The sequence below is a fragment of the Bacillus cereus group sp. MG9 genome, assembly GCF_040459995.1.
GTDB classification, from domain to species: Bacteria; Bacillota; Bacilli; order Bacillales; family Bacillaceae_G; genus Bacillus_A; species Bacillus_A mycoides.
The window spans coordinates 4,019,534-4,040,609 of record NZ_JARVHC010000001.1; the positions used below are offsets into that span (position 1 = coordinate 4,019,534).

Sequence of the window (21,076 nt, forward strand, 5' to 3'; positions counted from 1 at the left end):
ACGAGAGAATTAATCTTGATGCAATGTTTATTTTCACATTGGAATATGATAGTTTACGTGTTATAATCCACATAAAATATTCAGAAAATAGGAGGAGCTCACGTGTCGTTAACACTTGTATTTTTTCTTGTTCTGTCTACCTTTTTTTAAGTACATACATTGGCTTCTTTCTATGGAAGCACTTGAAAATTATAAAATATATGCCTGCTCTCTTTGGCTTTATGAGCGTTCTTTTCATTTTCATATGGAAGAGAATGACTTTCGGCTGGGAAGGGCTCGGTTTTGGCGCACTTCAATATACAATATTACTAGCAAGTTGTATTACATTTGTATTTGCTGCTTTTTTAGAAACAAAATCCCTTATGAATTGAGGTTTATATATTGATTGAAACACCCTTTTTAAAAAGCGTCTCATTACAAAAAGAAAATATCCCTAGCTTTTCCGCATATCCATACTGCTTACCGGCTATACGAACATTACAATCACTCCTTTTCCATCCGAATGTAACATTCATTATTGGAGAAAACGGAACGGGTAAATCAACATTACTCGAAGCGATTGCAGTTGCTTTAGGTTTTAATGCAGAAGGTGGAACGAAGAACTTCCGTTTTAACACGCACGATTCACATTCATCTTTACATGAATACATTCGAATTTCAAAAAGTTTCAATACACCAAAAGACGGTTTCTTTCTTCGCGCTGAATCATTTTATAACGTTGCTTCTTACATTGATGAAATGGATAACGATCGAGAAGGACTTGGGGAAAAAATTATTAATTCCTATGGTGGCATCTCACTACACAAACAATCACACGGCGAATCATTCTTCTCATTATTTATGAATCGTTTTTCAGGACAAGGTTTATACATTTTAGATGAGCCTGAGGCAGCTTTATCCCCAATGAGACAACTTTCAATGCTCATTCGCATGCACGAACTAGCTGAACAAGGTTCACAATTTGTTATCGCAACGCATTCTCCCATTTTAATGGCTTATCCTGAATCTACTATATACTCTTTAACTCAAGAAGGGATTCACGAATCGACATTAGAAGAAACGGAGCATTACCAAACGACGAAACTTTTCTTTGAAAATCGCGATCGATTATTTCATCACTTATTTGAGTCATAAAAAAAGAGGCAGCAATAGCTGCCTCTTTTTTATAATGCTTCTATAAATAAAGCTACTCCAATACCGCCTCCAACGCATAGAGAGGCAATACCTTTCTCTAATCCACGTCTTTTTAATTCGTGAATTAAACTTACAGTAATACGAGCTCCTGTACAACCAATTGGATGTCCAAGTCCTACACCACTACCGTTTACATTCACTTTCTCACGGTCTAACCCTAACTCTTTCTCTACAGCTAAATATTGTGCAGCGAAAGCTTCATTAATTTCAAGTAAATCTGCATCTTCTAATGACCAATCTACTTTTTCTAATCCTTTACGAATTGCTGGTGCTGGTCCAATACCCATAATTTTCGGATCTACACCCGCTACTGAGTATCCAACAATTCGAGCTAACGGTTGTAATCCCTTTTCTTTTGCTTTTTCTTCGCTCATTAATACTAGAACTGCACTTCCGTCATTAAGACCAGATGAATTCCCTGCAGTTACTGATCCGTCTTTACGGAAAGCTGGTTTTAATCCTGCTAATTTTTCCGCTGTAATATCTGCACGTGGATGTTCATCCTTCGCAAATACAACTTCTTTTCTACGTTCTTTTATTGTAATAGGAACAATTTGATCGTCAAAGTATCCAGACTCCATCGCTTGCAACGCTAATGTATGACTACGAAGCGCAACTTCATCTTGTTCCTCTCTTGTAATTTCATATTGTTCAACTAAATTTTCCGCTGTTTCACCCATCATAATATGGTGAATCGGATCTTCTAAAACTTCCCACACCGTATCACGAATTTCTCCGTGCTGTAGACGTTGTCCCCAGCGGTGTTGTTTTAATGCATAAGGGCTCGAGCTCATTGCTTCTACTCCACCTGCAACAACAATATCACTTACACCTAATTGGATTTGCATTGCAGCAGACATAATTGCTTGCATACCTGAAGAACATTGACGTTGAATTGTATAACCAGTAACTGTGTCAGGAAATCCTGCCGCTAATGCAGCTGTTCTTGCCGTATTTGCTTCATCAGTTCTTTGAATACAATGACCTAAAATTACTTCATCAACTTCATGTGGCTCTACTCCGCCTCTTTTTACAGCTTCCTGAAGTACAGGAACAGCTAATTCTACTGGTGTTATATTTTTTAGTGCTCCTCCGAAAGTTCCAATTGGTGAACGAACTGCAGCTGTAATGACAACATTATGCATTTTGTACTTGCCCCTCTCTTATGTACCCTAGTAAGTTTGTAGGTGAAATTCCATAAGTTGTATGTCTAAAATTATCATACTATAAACATACCAAAAAATCAAAATATTTAATATAATAAAAATAGAAGGAATTAACCTTCTATTCTGTCAATGCGTATAAGAATTTTTGTAATATCTTCTCTGTCGTTTCATTCAATTTTGGTAACTTATCTACTGGAAAATATTGAAGTTCTAACCCTTCATGATCGAGCTTTAATTCTCCGCTTACATGATGTGCCTGATACAGATGAATCACATTAAAAATTTCATCTCCATTTGGATAACGGAAATAAACTTCCTTTCCTGAAAGAACGCCAAGAAATTGCATAATTTTCGCGTTTAGTCCCGTCTCCTCGAATAATTCTCTACGAGCAGTTTCTTCTGTCGTTTCTCCCAGTTCCATTGCCCCACCAGGTACGCCCCAATCATATGTATCTGAACGATATTGAAGCAATACTTCTTGATTATCATTTAATATAATAATTGCTGATCCTACTAAAATAAGTGGTCTTGTACCAACTACTTTGCGTAACTCTTCAATATACCCCAATATGTAAACTCCCCTTTCCTCACCCTTCCTTATCATAACAAAATTCTCTTTCTTTTGTTGCTGTAATTTTCAATAAAAAAGGAAGCTTCCACTTCCTTTTTTTACCGTTATCCTGCTATTTGCGGGCGGTAAGACCCCTACCTCAAAATTCAGCGAAAGTAAAGAAGTTAGGTGGGGATCGGGCTGCCCATAAAAGCCCTATTGGTGAGGGCTGATAATCAGTGGGCGATGAACAAAACCCCCACTGATTAAAGTTTCACTTTATTTCTTAAAGCTTTCGTATTTTACAACTTCAAAAGCTTCTTCAATTTCCTCATTATGATAATGGACATATGTAAAACGCCCTAATTCTACTAACCTAGCTATTTCTTGCAATGCTTTATGCTGATCATATGTTTCTTCAATTGTAATATGTACATAAAACTTCATTAATGGATGTTCATATAAAGGTTCTCCCACCTCTACATATACATCTTCAATCCCTTGCACAACTCTTACATAGCTCGCAAATTGATACAGAGCTTCTCTGTCTGAAACGATTTTTAATGTATACATATATTCTCCCCCTTTTCTTTACTATATCAAAAAGCAGACCATACTACGTTATAGAACTATGAAATTTTTTCGACTTATAGTCTATATATTCGTGTAATAAACAAGGCGTTTATCCATACATAGGACCTTTCCCCCACATATATTATAGAAAGAATTTTTTCATTTGAGGTGTTCCTTATGAATTCATACGTTAATATATGTGTTTGCATTACTCCAGGCGCCGATATTTCTGACGACCGTATTGCAAAAGATTTAGCAGTTGCAGAATCAATTTGGCATCCCATTACATTTAAAATTAAAGAAGTAATTGTACTAAACGAGCTTTTCCGTTTTTCTAATCGGGAAATTAGTTATAAAAACTCCATTCAAAGTCAGGAAAAATTATCATCTTTTTTTCAAACTTGTGTTAACGAAGCTCCTGAATGCGACCTTTATATTTGTTATATTGGTAGTGATTATTTCAAAGAAACCGCAGTAATCGCTTGCGCTTACTCTTTAGCGAAACAACAACAACTTACTGGTTACATCGTTTTAACAAACTCAGCTGCTCCAATGAAAAATATATACACCCTCGCTCACGAAATTGGTCATATTTTATTTACAAGACGAATTCATGGAAAACTTACGCACGCAGATCCCCACTCTCCAACCGGTTCTGAACATCACCATTCACCATCGAACCTTATGTACCCTATAGTCCCTAGCCCTAATAACGTTCACATCAATTCATTATTAACAAATGAACAAAAAGCGCTCTCTTTACAAAGTCTCTTATTACAAAGAAAAAAACAGTAACGATCTTGTTACTGTTTAAAGCAATTTATTCCAATCAACAAACGATATACCGGCTGCAAAGGATACACTATACACCTAAACCGAATCCCTCTAAAAATCAAAATATAGTATTTCTTTGGAAATAATTTTTTGTATATCCAGAGCAGCCACTTTCCTATTAATTTAAAAAGATACATTCAGACTTATCCCCTAATAAAATATTAAAATAGTCATCATATATTTTTTTCATGAAAACAGTATAGTTGATCCTAGAAATCAAATCCCTCATATACATATAAATAACTGTCCCTCTTGTTTATTCGTATACTTCTTTTTTTTCTAATTTTATATGAATTTTTAAAAGCATATAAATAACAATGAAAAGAATTATTTGTTGTACATACATTCCAATAATACTCGATACATCTATCATTATAAATACATATTCTAATACAATTGGAACTAGTAAATACGACAAAGTAAACCAACCACCAAATTTAATATTTGTAACAGCCGCTAAAAGAACTACTATACCAACAAGCATGAAGCTTTCTGTACTAGTAAACTTAATAAATGTTGTACCATAAAACTTATTTAATAATGCAATACTAAAAATTAATAAAAACCATATCGCACCGCTTATATACATAATTAAAAATTCAGTTCTTTTACGCTTAAATGATGCTGTTCTCATCCCCCATATTAATACAATAATTCCTACAAAAATCATAATTGGATAGCCAATTAACTCAATTAAAGAATAAGACAAACGATGGTCGGCTGCACTAAAGAATACGCTCTTCATCATCGTGAAAGCCAATAAATTTACAATAAAGTAAAGTAATAATTTATAATTACCTTTTCTATCTATATCCATCTCTTTCGCAAGTTGATTAGCATATTCTTTTGGAGCATGACCGAATATATCACTTACCGTCTTACCGTTCTTCTCACCTTCTATTAGATGTAGTTCCGCATCTTCTAAAAAGAATTTAATATCCTTCTCACTTATTCCTTTTACTCTTAAATAGGCTCCTGTGTTTTCCAAAAAAGTTCGTGACTCATGAGAAAGCATCGCATTCCCTCCTTCCAAACTACTAGTTTACACTTTTTCTCTCTTCAATTTTTAAAGACCATCTCATTAATCCATATATACTTCCATACATAAGTAATATCTTTGCAATTCCCCAAAACACATTTTTTTCTTCTAATTCTTTAAATATAAACATAATCGCTAAAGGAACAATTAGCACCAAAACACCCATCCAACCAAGGACATACACTTCTCCAACAAAAAGTAATAAAAAGATACTTGCTGCTAATATATATGTTTGCATTGTCGATAATTGCAAAATAGGTGTACCGTACCATTTATCAACAAACATCAATAATACTAATAATAAAATGGGAACCATTACTATTATGTAAATAATCCCGAACTCTACAAATTTATTTTTAAAAGAAGACATTCTAAACGCAACAATGGTTCCAATAATCGTAATGATTAAAACGATAGGATAGCCAATTAACTGTATATTCGTTAGTGTAAATTGCTGATTCGGATTATTAAATAAAATATGAGTTAATATCCAATACCCGCCAATACCAATTATCATGGCAAGAATACTCTTTATACTCCCGCCTTTATCCTTCTCCATTTCTTTCGCTAATTCTTCCGCATATTCTTTTGGTGAATCACCGAATATATCGCTTACCGTCTTTCCCTCTTTCTCACCTTCTATTAAATGAAGTTCTGCATCCTCTATAAAAGCGTCCACATCTTCTTCTTTAATTCCTTTTGTTATTAAATACACTTTCGTATCAATTAAAAACTTTTCTCCCTCTTTAGAAACTTGCATTAAAGCCCCTCCCTTATTTAACCGTTTCTCTTCTATTCGCCTTCATCATAATTTCAAGGAAGATTAAAATAAACAAACTTCCGTATAAACATATAATTTGAAATAACATTGGCACGAGATCTTCTGATGTAAATGTTTTAAACACTAACATAATAGAAAGCGGAATGATTAAATATAAGTTTTTAAACCATCCTTCAAAATACATATTTATCGCTACTGTGATAATAAAAATCCCACCACCTAATATATAACTTTGCACTTGAGTGAATGTAACCATCTTTGTAGGATATAACACATCCAATATCGTAACCGCTCCTAATAAAAACATTGGCGCTATCATGACTAAAAACCACATTGAAAACCATGTTTTTGTAAAGCTTGTTACAAAGGTCATTTTACGAAGTAGAAAATTAGGACCCATTACAGCTACAATCAATGTAAAACTATAGCCAATACATTGAATAAGCGAAATCTGTAAAATCCCATTATTAACTATTAAAATAGAAGCAATAATCCAAAACGAAACGATATTCATAACCGTAAATCCAATTTGCTTCCACGTTTCCTGTCTATCTCTTTCCATCACTTTTACAAGTTCATTGGCATATTCTTTCGGTGAACTTCCGAAAATTTCTTCTACACTTTTTCCGTCACTCTCACCTTCTATTAAATGCAACTCTGCATCTTCTATAAAATTTTCAATATCGCTTTCTTTCACACTCTTTGCCGCTAAAAATAATCTCATTTCTAATAAAAAATTTCGCGCTTCATTTGATAACATTATTTTTTTCTCCCCTTCCCTTCAAGTAGACGCTCTACACTACTTTGCATCGCTTCCCAGCGATCCATAAATTCATCCAGTGCTTCCTCGCCTTTTTCTGTTAATGTATAATATTTTCGCTTTGGACCAGATGGAGATTCCTTCATTACACTTGTTATTAATCCTTCCTTTTGCATTCGTATTAATAACGGATAAATACTTCCCTCACTCGCCATTGTGAAACCATACTTCGCTAATCTTTCACTCATTTCATAACCGTATATTTCACCTTCAGAAATAATAGCAAGTAAGCATCCTTCTAAAATCCCTTTCAGCATTTGACTTGTCGACATATTTCAAATCCTCCCACTATCTTGTTTTACAAGATAGATAAGCGTAAGTATCTTGCTTTACAAAATAGTATAGCAAACGCTACTTTGCAAAACAAGATAGCTAGCAATATTTTTCCAAATGTTTGCAGGAATTTTATTATCACCTCTCTAAATAGAGCAATAAAAGAACTTTTATTATGAAGGAGTGTTTTTCATCATGGTTACAAATCGAGTTGTCTTTTTAACAGGTGCTGCGAGCGGTATTGGTTATGAAATGGGAAGTGCTTTTGCCAAAGAGGGTGCTAAAGTTGTGATTAGTGATCGCCTTGAAGATCGTGCAAAAGAAGCTGCTGAACAATTGCAAAAAGAAGGCTATCAAGCCATTGGTTTAAAATGTGACGTTACATCTGAAGAAGAAATTACAGCAGCACTTTCTCAAACAGTTCGTCATTTCGGTTCATTAGATGTATTAATTAACAACGCAGGAATGCAACATGTTTCACCGATTGAAGATTTTCCAACTGATAAATTTGAGCTTCTTATTAAAATTATGCAAATCGCTCCATTTATCGCCATCAAACATGCCTTTCCGATTATGAAAAAGCAAAAATATGGTCGTATTATTAATGTTGCTTCGATTAACGGACTTGTTGGATTCGCTGGAAAAGCTGCCTATAATAGTGCGAAACATGGTGTAATTGGATTAACAAAAGTTGCTGCTTTAGAGGGAGCAACTCATGGAATTACTGTAAATGCTCTTTGTCCCGGATATGTTGATACCCCTCTTGTACGAAATCAACTACAAGACTTAGCAACTACGCGAAATGTACCACTTGAAAATGTTTTAGAAGATGTCATTTATCCTCTTGTACCACAGAAACGTTTGCTACAAGTACAAGAAATTGCTGATTATGCTATGTTTTTAGCGAGTGAAAAAGCAAAAGGTATCACTGGTCAAGCAGTTGTTATCGATGGTGGCTATACTGCTCAATAAAAATAAAGTTTGCTCACGAAGAGCAAACTTTATTTTACTTTCTATCGCGAGGACCTTCCTACTTTAGTAATTGTTTAGGAAGTTTCTCGATTGCAACAATTACCCCATCTAATTTACTTTCAATACGATGAAGTAAATATAATGTTACAACAATCGGAAACCCTACATTACCTATCATCCTGATCCACTCTTCCATCTTTCTCTCCCCCTTTCATTATATAAATAAGAGTGAGAAATACATTTAGGCATAAAAAAACAAGCTATTATGTATTAGCTTGTCTTTCAAATAATGATGCAATTTCCCGTTTATAATCTCCACGTATGATGCCTTTTTCAGTAATAATCCCCGTAATTAATTCATGCGGTGTTACATCAAATGCAGGGTTAAATACAGGCGTTCCAAGTGGCGCCACTTGTTTCCCAAAAATTTTCGTAACTTCTGTTTCATCTCTTTCTTCAATGACAATTTCAGCACCTGTTTGTTTCGTAGTATCAAATGTAGATAACGGTGCTGCAACGTAAAATGGGATACCGAAATACTTTGCTAATATAGCTAAATTTAATGTTCCTATTTTATTGGCAGTATCACCGTTTTCAACGATTCGATCTGCCCCTACGATAATCGCATTAATTTCTTTCGTTCGAATTGCATGTGCTGCAGTATTATCCGTAATAAGCGTTACATCAATGTCTGCTTGTTTCAATTCCCATGTCGTTAAACGGCCACCTTGTAAAACCGGCCTCGTTTCACACGCATACGCATGTAAACGCACACCCTTCTCTTTCCCAATATAAAATGGGGCTAATGCTGTTCCATATCTAGCAGTTGCAATACTTCCAGCGTTACAAATTGTTAAAATTTTATCACCGTCTTTAAAACATGTTAAAGCATGTTCTCCAATACTTCGGCACACCATTTCATCCTCTTGCTGAATATGAAGCGCTTCTTCTTCTAATATTTTTTGAGCTTCTTTTATTGTAGTAATCTCTCGAATAGATTCTCTCATACGATCGATTGCCCAAAATAAATTGACTGCTGTCGGGCGTGATGTTCCTAAATAGTTACAATCTCTATTAAACTTCTTCTGAAACTCATAGATATTTATAGCATCGTATTTCTTTGCCGCAAGCGCCAAACCAAACGCAGCTACAATTCCAATTGCAGGCGCTCCTCGTACTTCTAACATAATGATACTTTTCCATACATCTTCAATATTCGTTAATGTTTTGTATTCAGTGACATGCGGCAACTTTGTTTGATTTAATACTGCAATTGCATCGCCTTTCCAACTTACAGATCTCGGAATAGTAATAATTGTACTCATGCTTTTACGCCTCCAACTGTCTGTTGAAATAATGTTCGAAACAGTTGAATATCAGCACACTTGGCTTCATATTTTATTAGTTCTCTACCTAAGGATAACGCTTGTTTTTTAGCTTGAATTCTATTTTCTTTATTTGCTATCCCATCTAAATCCGCTACATGAGCTAAGCCAATTGTTCTACGAATCAGTTCACATCCGGCAAATCCGACGGCATCAGTAAAGATATTTTGCAAAATAATTGGTAACCATTGTTTTTCTTTCGTATATGCTTCTACACCTTCTCCAATCCATAACTTCGTAAAGTTTTCTACAAAATAACTCCATGTCTTTTCTATATGGAAAAATAGTACATTTCTCTTTTCTTCTTCTCTAGATAAAGCATTTAATAATAGATTTGCAATAAATTGACCGATATCAAATCCAAATGGACCGTACGTTGCAAATTCTGGATCGATCACTTTCGTTTCAGAAGGTGATGAAAAAATACTACCAGTATGTAAATCACCATGAATAAGCGCTTCTTTTCTCGTTAAAAACTTATATTTATATTGTGCTACTTTTAGTTTTAAAGTTTTGTCACTCCAAAGTTCATCAATCACTGACTGTAAATCTGACTCATAATCATTCGTATCATAATGTCCAAATGGATCCGTAAAAACTAAATCTTCTGTAATTTTACTAAGGTCTGGATTTACAAATGTACCTTCTAGTACCCTTTTCTCTTCTGACTGTAAACCGAAATCTGAAGTATAAAACAAAACATGTGCTAGAAAACGACCGATATGCTGGGATAAAAGTGGATATCCTTCTCCATCTATTAATCCTTTTCTTGTAATTGTTAGTCTTGATAAGTCTTCTATTACTGTAACTGCTAACTCTTCATCATGACTGTACACTACCGGAACATAATCTGGCACATACTTCGCAAAAATTTGTAATGCTTTACTTTCAATCGTCGCTCTTTTTATAGACAGTGGCCAGCTCTCACCAACTACTTTCGCATATGGCAGTGCTTGTTTTATTATAATAGACTTCTCTCCATCATCTAATTTGAACACGTAATTTAAATTTCCATCTCCAATTTCATGACAAACTACATTTGCTTTCTTTTCAAAATAACCGTGTTCTTTCGCATATTGTATAGCTGTTGTTTCAGTTAATGAATAATATCCCATCGTCTTCTCCTCCTTTTCATTCAGAGGTTTTTCTAAAATAGAAAAACCCCTTTCCACAAAGAAAGAGGTTTGAAGTTTATCTTCTCCCCTCTTATCTGCCAGAAAGTTTACTTTCTGCTGGAATTAGCACCGTGCCTTTTGGCGTCATAAACGCCCCATTTCACAATGGTATTACGGTCGGTTGCTGGGCTTCATCGGGCCAAATCCCTCCACCTGCTCTTGATAAGAGTTTTATAATTTTTAGAATTTTTAACTTTATGATAAAGACTATACCAAGAATAAAAATCACTTGTCAACATTTTATTTGTATAATTCTGGACGACGATCTGCAAAAACCGGAATTCCTTTACGTACCTCTTTAATTTTCTCGAATTTAAGTTCTCCAAATAAAATTGATTCCTCTTCATTTGCCTCTACCACAACTTCACCCCAAGGATCCACAATTAGAGAATGACCTGCAAACTCATTATTCGGATCCTTTCCTGCTCTATTGCACGCAACAACATAACACTGATTTTCAACTGCTCTCGCCTGTAAAAGCAAACGCCAATGTGCTAAACGTACTAATGGCCATTCTGCTACAACAAATAAAACTTTTGCACCTTTAGCAGTATGAACGCGCATCCACTCTGGAAAACGAATATCATAACAAATTGTACCAGCACACTCTACATCATCTAACTTAAATTCACCTGTCTCATTACCAGCAACTAAATATTTATGTTCATCCATCAGCTGAAATAAATGTACTTTACTATATTCATTGACTAGATTCCCTTCATTGTTTACAACATACATTGTATTTGTAACCCCTTGCTCTGTTTGCTTTGCTATGGAACCACCAACAATATGTACACCATATTGCTTCGACCATTCTTTCAACTTTTCTTTCGTTTCTAATCCATCCGTATCTGCAATTTCAGAAAGTCTCGTTAAATCATATCCTGTTGTCCATAGTTCTGGTAAGACGATAACATCTGGTCTTTCTTTCATCGCTTCACTTATTTTTTTTTTAGCGTTCTCAATATTTTTTTCTACATCTCCAAAGACAATATCCATTTGAATACATGCGACTTTCATTTTTTCAGCCCCATTCTCATTTTTTTCTTTACAAAATACTGGAAAGATTATATCATTTGTCACTAGAATTGTAACAACTTTCAAAAGAGGTGGAAAGTATGAAATTATTTCAACCTTCTGAGATAGTAACATCATTGCCAACACAATTTTTCGCTTCACTTGTTGCAAAAGTTAACAAAGTCGTTGCAGCTGGTCACGATGTTATTAATCTAGGTCAAGGTAATCCAGATCAACCAACACCGCAGCATATCGTTAAAGCTTTACAAGATGCTGCTGAAAAGACCATTCATCATAAATATCCGCCATTTCGCGGACACGAAAGCTTAAAAGAAGCCGTGGCAACATTCTATCAACGTGAATATGATGTAGTAGTAAATCCAAAAACTGAAGTTGCTATTTTGTTTGGCGGAAAGGCTGGATTAGTAGAATTACCAGTTTGTTTTACAAACCCTGGTGACACTATTCTCGTTCCAGATCCAGGCTATCCAGATTATTTATCAGGAGTTGCTTTAGCAAAAGCACAATTTGAAACAATGCCGCTTATTGCAGAAAATAATTTTTTACCGGATTATACAAAAATTGATGACTCTGTTGCGGAGCGAGCAAAGTTAATGTTTTTAAACTATCCAAATAACCCTACCGGTGCTACTGCATCAAAAGATTTTTTTGATGAAACCATTCATTTTGCTAATAAACATAATATATTAGTTGTTCACGATTTTGCTTACGGTGCTATCGGATTCGATGGTCAAAAGCCTGTTAGTTTCTTGCAAGCAGACGGAGCTAAAGATACAGGTATTGAGATTTACACTTTATCGAAAACTTTCAATATGGCTGGATGGCGTATTGCTTTTGCAGTAGGAAATGAAAGTGTCATCGAAACTATTAACCTATTGCAAGATCATATGTATGTTAGTATTTTTGGTGCAGTTCAAGATGCTGCCCGCGAAGCACTATTAGGCTCGCAGTCTTGTGTGGTAGATCTTGTTAATAGTTATGAATCTCGGAGAAATGCTCTTATTTCAGCTTGTCACTCAATTGGTTGGAAAGTAAACATTCCAACAGGATCATTCTTTGCATGGCTTCCTGTTCCAAAAGGATATACATCTGAGCAATTTTCTGACATTTTACTAGAAAAAGCACACGTTGCAGTTGCTCCTGGTGTTGGATTTGGTGAGCACGGCGAAGGGTATGTCCGTGTTGGTCTCTTGCATACAGAAGATAGATTACGAGAAGCAATTAATCGAATTGATAAATTAAATTTTTTCAAAAAGTCATTGACAACATAAAAAATATCTGACAAAATTCAGTTATCTTAAAAATTTAAACATTTCTAAATACTTCTTATCAAGAGCAGGTGGAGGGACGAGCCCGACGAAACCCGGCAACCGATCTACAATTGTAGACACGGTGCTAATTCTCGCAGCGTTACGCTGACAGATAAGGAGCTGGTTGTAAAAAAACCTCTCCTTAGCTGAGAGGTTTTTTTATTTAACTAGGAGGGTATAACAATGAGCGGAATTATAGCGACATATTTAATCCACGATGATTCTCACAACTTAGAAAAGAAAGCAGAACAAATTGCAATCGGTTTAACAATTGGTTCATGGACTCATTTACCACACTTATTGCAAGAACAATTAAAACAACATAAAGGCAATGTCATTCATATTGAAGCGTTAGACGAACAAGAACATATTAACTCTTACCTTGGCAAAAAAGTATCACGTGGACTCATTAAAATTCATTATCCATCGCTGAACTTTAGCCCTGACTTACCAGCCATTTTGACAACAACATTTGGAAAACTTTCGTTAGATGGGGAAATTAAACTAATTGATTTAACATTCTCAGACGAATTAAAGAAACAGTTCCCTGGACCAAAATTTGGAATTGAAGGCATCCGAAACCTTTTACAAGTTCAAGATCGACCTCTTCTAATGAGTATTTTCAAAGGGATGATAGGACGGAATATTGGATATTTAAAAACTCAACTACGCGATCAGGCAATTGGAGGCGTAGATATTGTAAAAGATGATGAAATTTTATTCGAAAACTCATTAACACCACTTACAAAAAGAATTGAATCTGGGAAAGAAGTTTTACAATCTGTATACGAAACTTACGGGCATAAAACTTTATACGCAGTAAATTTAACAGGTCGAACTTATGATTTAAAAGAAAACGCGAAACGTGCGGTGGTAGCTGGAGCAGACATTCTTTTATTTAATGTATTTTCTTATGGATTAGATGTACTGCAAGCACTTGTAGAAGACGATGAAATTCCAATCCCTATTATGGCACACCCTGCTGTAAGTGGCGCATATTCATCATCGAAACTATACGGTTTCTCTTCTCCATTACTACTTGGAAAATTACTACGTTACGCTGGTGCTGATTTCTCTTTATTCCCATCACCATACGGCAACGTTGCATTAGAAAAAGAGGAAGCTCTTCTCATTACAGAAGCATTAACTGAGGAAGACCACTATTTCAAGAAAAGTTTTTCTGTTCCATCTGCTGGAATTCATCCTGGTTTCGTTCCCTTTATTTCACGAGATTTTGGTAAGGATGTTGTTATTAATGCCGGCGGCGGGATTCATGGGCATCCAAATGGAGCTCAAGGTGGTGGCAAAGCTTTCCGTGCTGCAATTGAAGCTACTTTACAAGGTAAACCACTCCATGAAGTGGATGAAATAAATTTGCATAGTGCACTACAAATATGGGGAAATCCTTCTCATGAGGTGAAATTATGAGTATTCAAGTATTTTGTGATTTCGATGGTACGATTACAAATAACGATAATATCATGTCCATTATGGAAAAGTTCGCACCACCAGAAGCAGAGGAAATAAAGCAAAAAATTTTATCGCAAGAACTTTCTATTCAAGAAGGTGTTTCTCAATTATTTCGATTAATACCTATTAATCTACACGATGATATTATTCAGTTTTTACAAGAAACTGCTGAAATCCGTACAGGTTTTCATGAATTCATACAATTTATTAATGAAAATAACATTTCCTTTTACGTTATATCAGGTGGAATGGATTTCTTCGTCTATCCACTCTTACAAGGAATCATTCCAAAAGAGCAAATTTACTGTAATGCAACTGACTTTTCAGGAGAATTTGTTGAAGTTAAATGGCCGCACCCTTGTGACGAGCAATGTCAGCATAGTTGCGGTCTCTGTAAATCATCATTAATTCGTAAACTAAGCTCTAAAGATGATTTTCATATTGTGATAGGAGATTCCATTACTGATTTACAAGCAGCAAAACAAGCAGATAAAGTATTCGCCCGTGACTTCCTTATTACAAAATGTGAAGAAAATCATATTGCTTATACATCCTTTAACACATTTCACGATATTCAAGTCGAATTACAACATTTGTTGGAGGTGAAATCATGAAACAACTTTTTCGTCAATGGTATGACTTAAGTGAAATAAAAAAAGAATTAACAACTCGGAATTGGTTTCCAGCAACGAGTGGAAATATTTCTATAAAAGTCAGTCATGATCCACTTACTTTTCTTATTACAGCAAGTGGTAAAGATAAAACAAAAACTACTCCAGATGATTTTCTATTAGTAGATCATCTAGGGGTTCCCGTATTAGAGACTGAATTACGCCCTTCAGCAGAAACAATATTGCATACACATATTTATAACAATACGAATGCCGGGTGCGTACTTCATGTTCATACAACTGATAATAATGTCATCACAAATTTATATAGTGATGCAGTCACCCTTCAAAATCAAGAAATTATTAAAGCTCTCGATATTTGGGAAGAAGGTGCAACGATTAACATTCCTATTATCGAAAACCATGCCCATATCCCAACGCTTGGAGAAAACTTCCGAAAGCATATACAAGGAGATTCGGGAGCAGTATTAATCCGTAACCATGGTATTACCGTATGGGGCCGAGATAGCTTTGATGCAAAGAAAAGATTAGAAGCTTATGAGTTTTTATTCCAATTTCATATAAAACTATTATCAATTCAAGGAGGCGTTTCTAATGGCGCAAATTCGTATTCATGAAGTAAATACTCGTATCGAAAATGAAGTGGAAGTATCTAAATTTCTACAAGAGGAAGGCGTTTTATATGAGAAATGGAACATCTCTAAGCTTCCTACTCATTTAAATGAAAATTATTCGTTAGCAGATGAAAACAAGGCTGAAATATTAGCTGTGTTTTCAAAAGAAATTGCTGATGTTTCAGAGCGCAGAGGTTATAAAGCATATGATGTGATTTCACTTTCAAATAGCACACCTAACCTTGACGAGTTATTAATTAATTTTCAAAAAGAACACCATCATACTGACGATGAAGTTCGCTTTATTGTCAGCGGTCATGGCATCTTCGCTATTGAAGGAAAAGATGGTCGATTCTTTGACGTTGAACTCGAGCCTGGTGATCTTATATCTGTGCCTGAAAATGCAAGACACTATTTCACCTTACAAGATGATCGCCAAGTTGTAGCTATTCGTATTTTTGTTACAACAGAAGGTTGGGTTCCAATTTATTAAGGTAGCTAGTTGAATAAAAGAACTTGGAACCCCTTTTCCAACCTTTTATTCACTCTACATATATACATCCTCCTATGGAACAGGCTTATTTCATAACATTGAAGTAAGCCTGATTTTTTATTTACTAAAATGATTTGTCCCTTTCGTTTGTTCAAATCAAATATCTCGAATCACAATTCCACTTTATCAAGTACATTCCGGAATATTTTTTGAACATTTATTGAACTTTTTTTGAATTTTTTCTGAAAATTCTGTTTTATGTATGATATACTACAACTAATAAGAAGGAAATGAATATTGCAAACAGAGGGGGATAATCATGAGTTTACTTATCGCACTTATACTAGGAGTTACATGCGGAGCTATTCCTGTCATTTTAGGAGCTATTATGGAAGAATTAGAAGTTGGTGTTTTAGGTTTTGCTGCATCATGTGTAAGCGCTTTATTTTTTGGTTTATATGGTGCTATTCCTGTTTCTATTCTGTGCGCATTTTATATACTACGCCATGCTCGCGCAAAACAGCTCGGCCCTAATCACATTGCCCAAGTTATTCCATTCCCAATTGAACGATGCCGCCGCGCTTCCAGCCTATAAAGTGAAACTTTAATCAGTGGGAGTTTTACTGCACACAAATAGCGGGATAAATTATCCAACTTAAATATTATGCCTGCCTAAATAAATAAAAAGTCCTCAAATGAGGACTTTTTATTTATTTTCTTCTAGAAATTGAAACAATTCTTGCAAATGAAGTGCATCTTCACTGTAGCTAACGGATACATGACATGTCCCTTCAATCTCAGCATGCATATAAAGGACAATTCCATCCCGATCATATTTCAATGCCAAATAAAACTCCATTTCCTCTAACATCTTTTTCGAGCTTCGGATAACATAATGTCCTTTCTCATCTCTTCCATATTCAAAATCTGGTCCAAAATCGTATTTTTGTTTAAAAGCTTCTTTTTGCTTATCATTAATCTGTACACAAGTTGCTCGCTGCACAGCATCAATCATCTCGTCAAACTTTTGGAGATCCATTCCATTTACCCCCTTATATACTTTTTGTATAATACTTGTGTTCCGCTATTCTCTTTTCCATCTGCGATTAGCTCTTCATACAATTCCTTCGCTAGGGTTAAACCCGGTACTGGTAATTGTAATTTTTCAGCTTCATCTAAAGCAATCTTCATATCTTTCATAAAATGCTTTACATAAAAGCCAGGTTCAAAATCTCCTTTTAACATTCGAGGAGCTAAATTACTTAATGACCAGCTACCTGCTGCTCCTGTCGAAATACTCTCTAATACTTTATCTGCATTAAGTCCAGCCTTTTTCGCATATGCTACCGCTTCACATACTCCTATCATGTTAGAAGCAATTGCTATTTGATTGCACATTTTTGTATGTTGTCCACTCCCAGCAGGGCCTTGCAACTGAATATTTGTTCCTAGTTTTTCAAATAGAGGTAAGCAAATATCATATATTCTGTTCTCTCCACCGACCATAATTGCTAGTCTTGCTTCTTTAGCCCCAATGTCCCCGCCAGATACTGGTGCATCTAATGTATATATATTCTTGCTTTTTGCAACTTCATTAATACGTTTTGCCAATGTTGGTGTAGATGTTGTAAAGTCAATTGCTATCGTACCTTCATTTGCATGTTCTAAAATTCCATCAATCCCAAAGTACACTTCTTCTACATCATGAGGATAACCAACCATCGTCATAACAATATCAACTTGCTTTACTAACGCTTTCGGTGTATCACACCAAGTCGCACCCTCTTGCACTAAAGAATCCGCTTTTTCCTTCGTTCTATTATATACATATACTTTATAACCACTTTGCATTAAATGGTTGACCATACTTTTTCCCATTACACCAATACCAATGAAACCTATTGATAAATTTTTATTTTCCATCTTCTCATCCCCTTTGTTCTAATAAATCATTTACCATCTTTCGGAACTCTTTATTAAAATCATCATCCATACTATTTTTCACATTTGAAAATAAAATAACAAAAGTTCCTTTTTCTTTATTAAAATTATTGAAAGTGTTCCAACCAGATAGTACACCATGGTTATGGAAATAATCTGGATATATGTAAAAGCTAAATGCATATTTTCTTTCTTGTGAAGGTGTAAACATCGCTTGTATACTTTGTTCAGAAAGAAGCTTTCCATTTATAATCGCTTCATCTAATTTTTTCATATCCCCTACTGTCGTATACATCTCACCCGATCCATATAACCAGTCCACCCCTAATTTTTGTGCTAGTACAAGCTCTTGATCTTTCTTCACATACCCCTTCGTGAAGTTTTTATCTCCAGGCACCATATTTCCCATACCTGATTCATGCATCTCGGCCTTTGTAAATATATTTTCTTTTACATAGTCTCCTAAAGGCTTTTTCGTTATATTTTCTATAATATAAGCGAGCACCATATAATTATAATCCGTATACTTCCAACCTGTTCCTGGTGGAAACTCTAATTTTTGACTTCCAATCCAAGTTACTAAATTTATACGTGAAGCTACATTAACCTTCCCTTTCCCATTTTCCGGTAAACCAGATGTATGCGTTAATAAGTGATATAACGTGATGTGTTTATCTGCTGGAAATGAAGGAATGTATTTATTTACATTATCTTGGATATTTAACTTCCCTTGTTCTTGTAACTGTAGAATGGATGTAGCAACAACTGTTTTCGTAATAGAACCGATACGATATTTTGTTTGAGGCGTATTTTCTATTTTATTTTGAACATCAGCATATCCATATCCTTTATTCAATATAACATGCTCTTTATCTGTCACCAAAACTGTCCCATTAAATTGCTTTCCTACTAAATACTGATCTAACTTTTGAGATATACTAGCATAATCAATTTTTTGTACTTCTTCTATATTATCCTGTACCTCTGACTCAATAGCAGGAGTTACCTTTGTTGTTAATACTGCTTGTTCCTTTGGATCGGGATAGAGAAAATAGTATACTCCGCCGCAAACTACAGCAGACAGTGAAGCCATAACCATTATTTTTTTTATCATATTGTTCCTCCGTAATTACTTCATGTGAACTACCCACCACTTAGTCTCTCTTGCGAGCTTACTTGAAGTGGGAGCTTCTCGGTTAAAATGGTCCCCCATATTCTATTATCAAGTAATAAAAAAAAATCGCAACAATTTGTTGCGAAAAATCACATTTTTTCTTTTCTATATATACATACTTGATTTTTCCCATTTTTTTTCGCTTCATATAACGCAATATCCGCTCTTTGCATTAACTCTTCTCTTGTAATCCCTTGCTCATATAACGCAACTCCAAAACTCGCTGTTAATTTCGAAATTCCAGAGAAATGCTTTGTTTCAATGAAAAATCGCAATGATTCCGCAACTTGAAATGCTTCTTTTTCTACCGTATTTGTCACTAATATTATAAATTCCTCTCCTCCCCATCTTGCAAATACATGTTGATCTTCAACTTTAGATTTCATAAGATCTGCAAGTTGTACTAATGCTAAATCGCCAAAATCATGACCATATGTGTCATTTACTGATTTAAAATTATCTATATCAAACAAAATAAGTGCAACTTTTTCATCATTACGTAATACATTCTCCCACTCTGTCTCCAATATTTGTTGGAATTTCAAGCGATTATATATTTCTGTCAATGAATCTATCATAGCCAATCTTTCTTGCTCTTGATAGATTTCATCTAATTCTGTAATCTCTGTGCATTTTACTATAAATCGCGATAAATCTTCTGGTAATGGTGTCGCACGTAATAGAAAAGTAAATGCTTCTCCTTCATAATTGTACATTTTAATTCTTCTTCCATTTGATAAAGTATCATCCAGCCATGTTATATCGTGAGTCGTCGAATAATATCCGTTCTCTCTAATAAGATGTTCTGCAAACACTAAATGTTGTTCACGATACGTAAATAAATTATCATGTCCGAAGAATTGTAAAAAATTCGTATTACAATCAACAATCTCATCATCTTCTACTATAAATAATAAATCATTTTGAAAATCAAACATCGTTTGAAGCAATTCTTGTTGTAAACCTACTTGCCGCACTAAAGAAAGTTGATATAAACTCTTATTCACTTCCTCTAGTACCACTTGTGGAGTTACTGGTGCTATAACAATATTACGTATTCCTAACAGTAGTAAATCTGCAAACTGATTGTCTATCTGTTGATCCCAAATGATAATGAATGTGCTCTGTGAATTATATATATTCTTTATATATTTTATTTGAGCAAAATCTGTTACATACATAATTACAATATGTGGTCTAGTTCTATGAAACAATATTTCTCCTTCTTCAAAACTATTTGCTATAAACATACATTTTGGATGGACGTTTTCTATCGTTTGTTGATGTGTACATCCATCTTCTATATAAAGGACATTCAACTGAAGATCTTGTAATACATTTTGGAAAACAGTATTCTCTAATAAAAAATGTAGTATGTTCATCACTAGTCTTCACTCACTTCATATATCTTGTTTTACTGAATTCCTCACAATCATTTTATAAAGAATTGTGAGGAACTCATATTAACAAGCTAATTGAGAATGTTATCTTCGCTTATCTGCTCTGGAAATTCCTTTTTTAGTGTATGATTATATGAATTGTATCGTTTGTATGAATGCCCTGCCTTACTATTTAAAACTTGACAATTAAAATAAAGGTATTATATTCTTAAATTCAATAACTTACAAAATGTAAGTAGAGT

24 protein-coding genes, 2 pseudogenes and 2 riboswitches are annotated in these 21,076 nt (G+C 34.7%); of the genes and pseudogenes, 10 read left to right on the forward strand and 16 right to left on the reverse strand.

The genetic code is table 11. The features are described 5' to 3' along the window. The first annotated feature begins 102 nt into the window (after nt 1-102). Nucleotides 103-371, forward strand: a pseudogene (locus QCI77_RS20485) (hypothetical protein). Nucleotides 372-381: 10 nt separating this feature from the next. Next, on the forward strand, nt 382-1,134 hold the full coding sequence (locus tag QCI77_RS20490) for an AAA family ATPase (protein WP_002142997.1): 753 nt from the start codon (nt 382-384) through the stop codon (nt 1,132-1,134). Between the two features lie 29 nt (nt 1,135-1,163). On the opposite strand, the gene QCI77_RS20495 is transcribed toward QCI77_RS20490, so the two are convergent. The 3 genes from QCI77_RS20495 to QCI77_RS20505 form a co-directional block, all read right to left on the reverse strand. After that, the gene (locus tag QCI77_RS20495; protein ID WP_002128911.1) at nt 1,164-2,339 is read right to left on the reverse strand and encodes an acetyl-CoA C-acetyltransferase; all 1,176 of its coding nucleotides are present in this window, start codon (nt 2,337-2,339) and stop codon (nt 1,164-1,166) included. Nucleotides 2,340-2,478: 139 nt separating this feature from the next. Beyond that, complete coding sequence (locus QCI77_RS20500) at nt 2,479-2,928, reverse strand: NUDIX hydrolase (RefSeq protein ID WP_012261633.1); 450 nt, start codon at nt 2,926-2,928, stop codon at nt 2,479-2,481. A 261-nt stretch (nt 2,929-3,189) separates the two neighbouring features. Further along, entirely contained in the window at nt 3,190-3,483 is a 294-nt protein-coding gene (locus QCI77_RS20505; protein WP_002143000.1) for a DUF3928 family protein, read from the reverse strand. A 177-nt stretch (nt 3,484-3,660) separates the two neighbouring features. Here QCI77_RS20505 and QCI77_RS20510 point away from each other — a divergent pair, with 177 nt between their 5' ends. Further along, entirely contained in the window at nt 3,661-4,278 is a 618-nt protein-coding gene (locus QCI77_RS20510; protein WP_002033939.1) for an ImmA/IrrE family metallo-endopeptidase, read from the forward strand. Nucleotides 4,279-4,293: 15 nt separating this feature from the next. Here QCI77_RS20510 and QCI77_RS20515 read toward each other — a convergent pair. From QCI77_RS20515 to QCI77_RS20535, 5 genes and pseudogenes are all read right to left on the reverse strand, one after another. Continuing rightward, a pseudogene (locus tag QCI77_RS20515) lies at nt 4,294-4,552 on the reverse strand (DNA-binding protein). Between the two features lie 21 nt (nt 4,553-4,573). Further along, on the reverse strand, nt 4,574-5,332 hold the full coding sequence (locus QCI77_RS20520) for a DUF1129 domain-containing protein (protein WP_353825409.1): 759 nt from the start codon (nt 5,330-5,332) through the stop codon (nt 4,574-4,576). Between the two features lie 22 nt (nt 5,333-5,354). Continuing rightward, entirely contained in the window at nt 5,355-6,116 is a 762-nt protein-coding gene (locus QCI77_RS20525) for a DUF1129 domain-containing protein (RefSeq protein WP_353825410.1), read from the reverse strand. Between the two features lie 13 nt (nt 6,117-6,129). Continuing rightward, nucleotides 6,130-6,897: a DUF1129 domain-containing protein gene (locus QCI77_RS20530; RefSeq protein WP_353825411.1), complete on the reverse strand. Its 768-nt coding sequence runs from the start codon at nt 6,895-6,897 to the stop codon at nt 6,130-6,132. Next, nucleotides 6,897-7,229 carry a PadR family transcriptional regulator gene (locus QCI77_RS20535; protein ID WP_002014879.1) on the reverse strand — a complete coding sequence of 111 codons (333 nt, stop codon included), beginning with the start codon at nt 7,227-7,229 and terminating at the stop codon, nt 6,897-6,899. Before QCI77_RS20535 ends, QCI77_RS20530 begins: the two co-directional genes overlap by 1 nt. Nucleotides 7,230-7,425: 196 nt before the next feature. On the opposite strand from QCI77_RS20535, the gene QCI77_RS20540 reads away from it, so the two are divergent. Beyond that, complete coding sequence (locus QCI77_RS20540) at nt 7,426-8,202, forward strand: 3-hydroxybutyrate dehydrogenase (RefSeq protein WP_002128918.1); 777 nt, start codon at nt 7,426-7,428, stop codon at nt 8,200-8,202. A 58-nt stretch (nt 8,203-8,260) separates the two neighbouring features. Here QCI77_RS20540 and QCI77_RS20545 read toward each other — a convergent pair whose 3' ends face one another. From QCI77_RS20545 to QCI77_RS20560, 4 genes are all read right to left on the reverse strand, one after another. Next, nucleotides 8,261-8,398 (reverse strand): YvrJ family protein, encoded by a 138-nt coding sequence (locus QCI77_RS20545; RefSeq protein ID WP_000393342.1) that lies wholly within the window; start codon nt 8,396-8,398, stop codon nt 8,261-8,263. 67 nt (nt 8,399-8,465) lie between these two features. Beyond that, nucleotides 8,466-9,527: an S-methyl-5-thioribose-1-phosphate isomerase gene (mtnA, locus tag QCI77_RS20550; protein ID WP_353825412.1), complete on the reverse strand. Its 1,062-nt coding sequence runs from the start codon at nt 9,525-9,527 to the stop codon at nt 8,466-8,468. Next, the gene (gene mtnK / locus QCI77_RS20555; RefSeq protein WP_353825414.1) at nt 9,524-10,702 is read right to left on the reverse strand and encodes an S-methyl-5-thioribose kinase; all 1,179 of its coding nucleotides are present in this window, start codon (nt 10,700-10,702) and stop codon (nt 9,524-9,526) included. The genes mtnA and mtnK overlap by 4 nt, the downstream gene beginning before the upstream one ends. Nucleotides 10,703-10,790: 88 nt before the next feature. Then, nucleotides 10,791-10,931: riboswitch (SAM riboswitch) on the reverse strand. A gap of 71 nt (nt 10,932-11,002) precedes the next feature. Further along, nucleotides 11,003-11,866 carry a carbon-nitrogen family hydrolase gene (locus QCI77_RS20560; RefSeq protein WP_002131202.1) on the reverse strand — a complete coding sequence of 288 codons (864 nt, stop codon included), beginning with the start codon at nt 11,864-11,866 and terminating at the stop codon, nt 11,003-11,005. Nucleotides 11,867-11,880: 14 nt separating this feature from the next. Here QCI77_RS20560 and QCI77_RS20565 point away from each other — a divergent pair, with 14 nt between their 5' ends. The 6 genes from QCI77_RS20565 (at nt 11,881) to QCI77_RS20590 (ending at nt 16,914) form a co-directional block, all read left to right on the forward strand. Then, entirely contained in the window at nt 11,881-13,071 is a 1,191-nt protein-coding gene (locus tag QCI77_RS20565) for a pyridoxal phosphate-dependent aminotransferase (RefSeq protein WP_353825415.1), read from the forward strand. A 52-nt stretch (nt 13,072-13,123) separates the two neighbouring features. Further along, nucleotides 13,124-13,229: riboswitch (SAM riboswitch) on the forward strand. A gap of 64 nt (nt 13,230-13,293) precedes the next feature. Beyond that, nucleotides 13,294-14,538: a 2,3-diketo-5-methylthiopentyl-1-phosphate enolase gene (gene mtnW / locus QCI77_RS20570; protein ID WP_113769790.1), complete on the forward strand. Its 1,245-nt coding sequence runs from the start codon at nt 13,294-13,296 to the stop codon at nt 14,536-14,538. Next, nucleotides 14,535-15,194, forward strand: a complete 660-nt coding sequence (locus QCI77_RS20575) for a 2-hydroxy-3-keto-5-methylthiopentenyl-1-phosphate phosphatase (protein WP_044442768.1) — start codon at nt 14,535-14,537, stop codon at nt 15,192-15,194. The genes mtnW and QCI77_RS20575 overlap by 4 nt, the downstream gene beginning before the upstream one ends. Next, the gene (locus tag QCI77_RS20580; protein WP_044442765.1) at nt 15,191-15,829 is read left to right on the forward strand and encodes a methylthioribulose 1-phosphate dehydratase; all 639 of its coding nucleotides are present in this window, start codon (nt 15,191-15,193) and stop codon (nt 15,827-15,829) included. Before QCI77_RS20575 ends, QCI77_RS20580 begins: the two co-directional genes overlap by 4 nt. After that, nucleotides 15,807-16,319, forward strand: coding sequence for a 1,2-dihydroxy-3-keto-5-methylthiopentene dioxygenase (locus QCI77_RS20585; protein ID WP_016100676.1), 513 nt, complete (start codon nt 15,807-15,809; stop codon nt 16,317-16,319). The genes QCI77_RS20580 and QCI77_RS20585 overlap by 23 nt, the downstream gene beginning before the upstream one ends. Before the next feature lie 319 nt (nt 16,320-16,638). Then, entirely contained in the window at nt 16,639-16,914 is a 276-nt protein-coding gene (locus QCI77_RS20590; protein WP_002033923.1) for a hypothetical protein, read from the forward strand. 111 nt (nt 16,915-17,025) lie between these two features. On the opposite strand, the gene QCI77_RS20595 is transcribed toward QCI77_RS20590, so the two are convergent. The 4 genes from QCI77_RS20595 to QCI77_RS20610 form a co-directional block, all read right to left on the reverse strand. Then, complete coding sequence (locus QCI77_RS20595; RefSeq protein ID WP_002014892.1) at nt 17,026-17,358, reverse strand: DUF3909 family protein; 333 nt, start codon at nt 17,356-17,358, stop codon at nt 17,026-17,028. Between the two features lie 5 nt (nt 17,359-17,363). Continuing rightward, nucleotides 17,364-18,242 (reverse strand): NAD(P)-dependent oxidoreductase, encoded by an 879-nt coding sequence (locus QCI77_RS20600; RefSeq protein ID WP_002192619.1) that lies wholly within the window; start codon nt 18,240-18,242, stop codon nt 17,364-17,366. Between the two features lie 4 nt (nt 18,243-18,246). Continuing rightward, entirely contained in the window at nt 18,247-19,374 is a 1,128-nt protein-coding gene (locus QCI77_RS20605) for a serine hydrolase domain-containing protein (RefSeq protein WP_078175417.1), read from the reverse strand. 149 nt (nt 19,375-19,523) lie between these two features. After that, the gene (locus QCI77_RS20610; protein ID WP_002128934.1) at nt 19,524-20,816 is read right to left on the reverse strand and encodes a GGDEF domain-containing protein; all 1,293 of its coding nucleotides are present in this window, start codon (nt 20,814-20,816) and stop codon (nt 19,524-19,526) included. Nucleotides 20,817-21,076 lie beyond the last annotated feature (260 nt).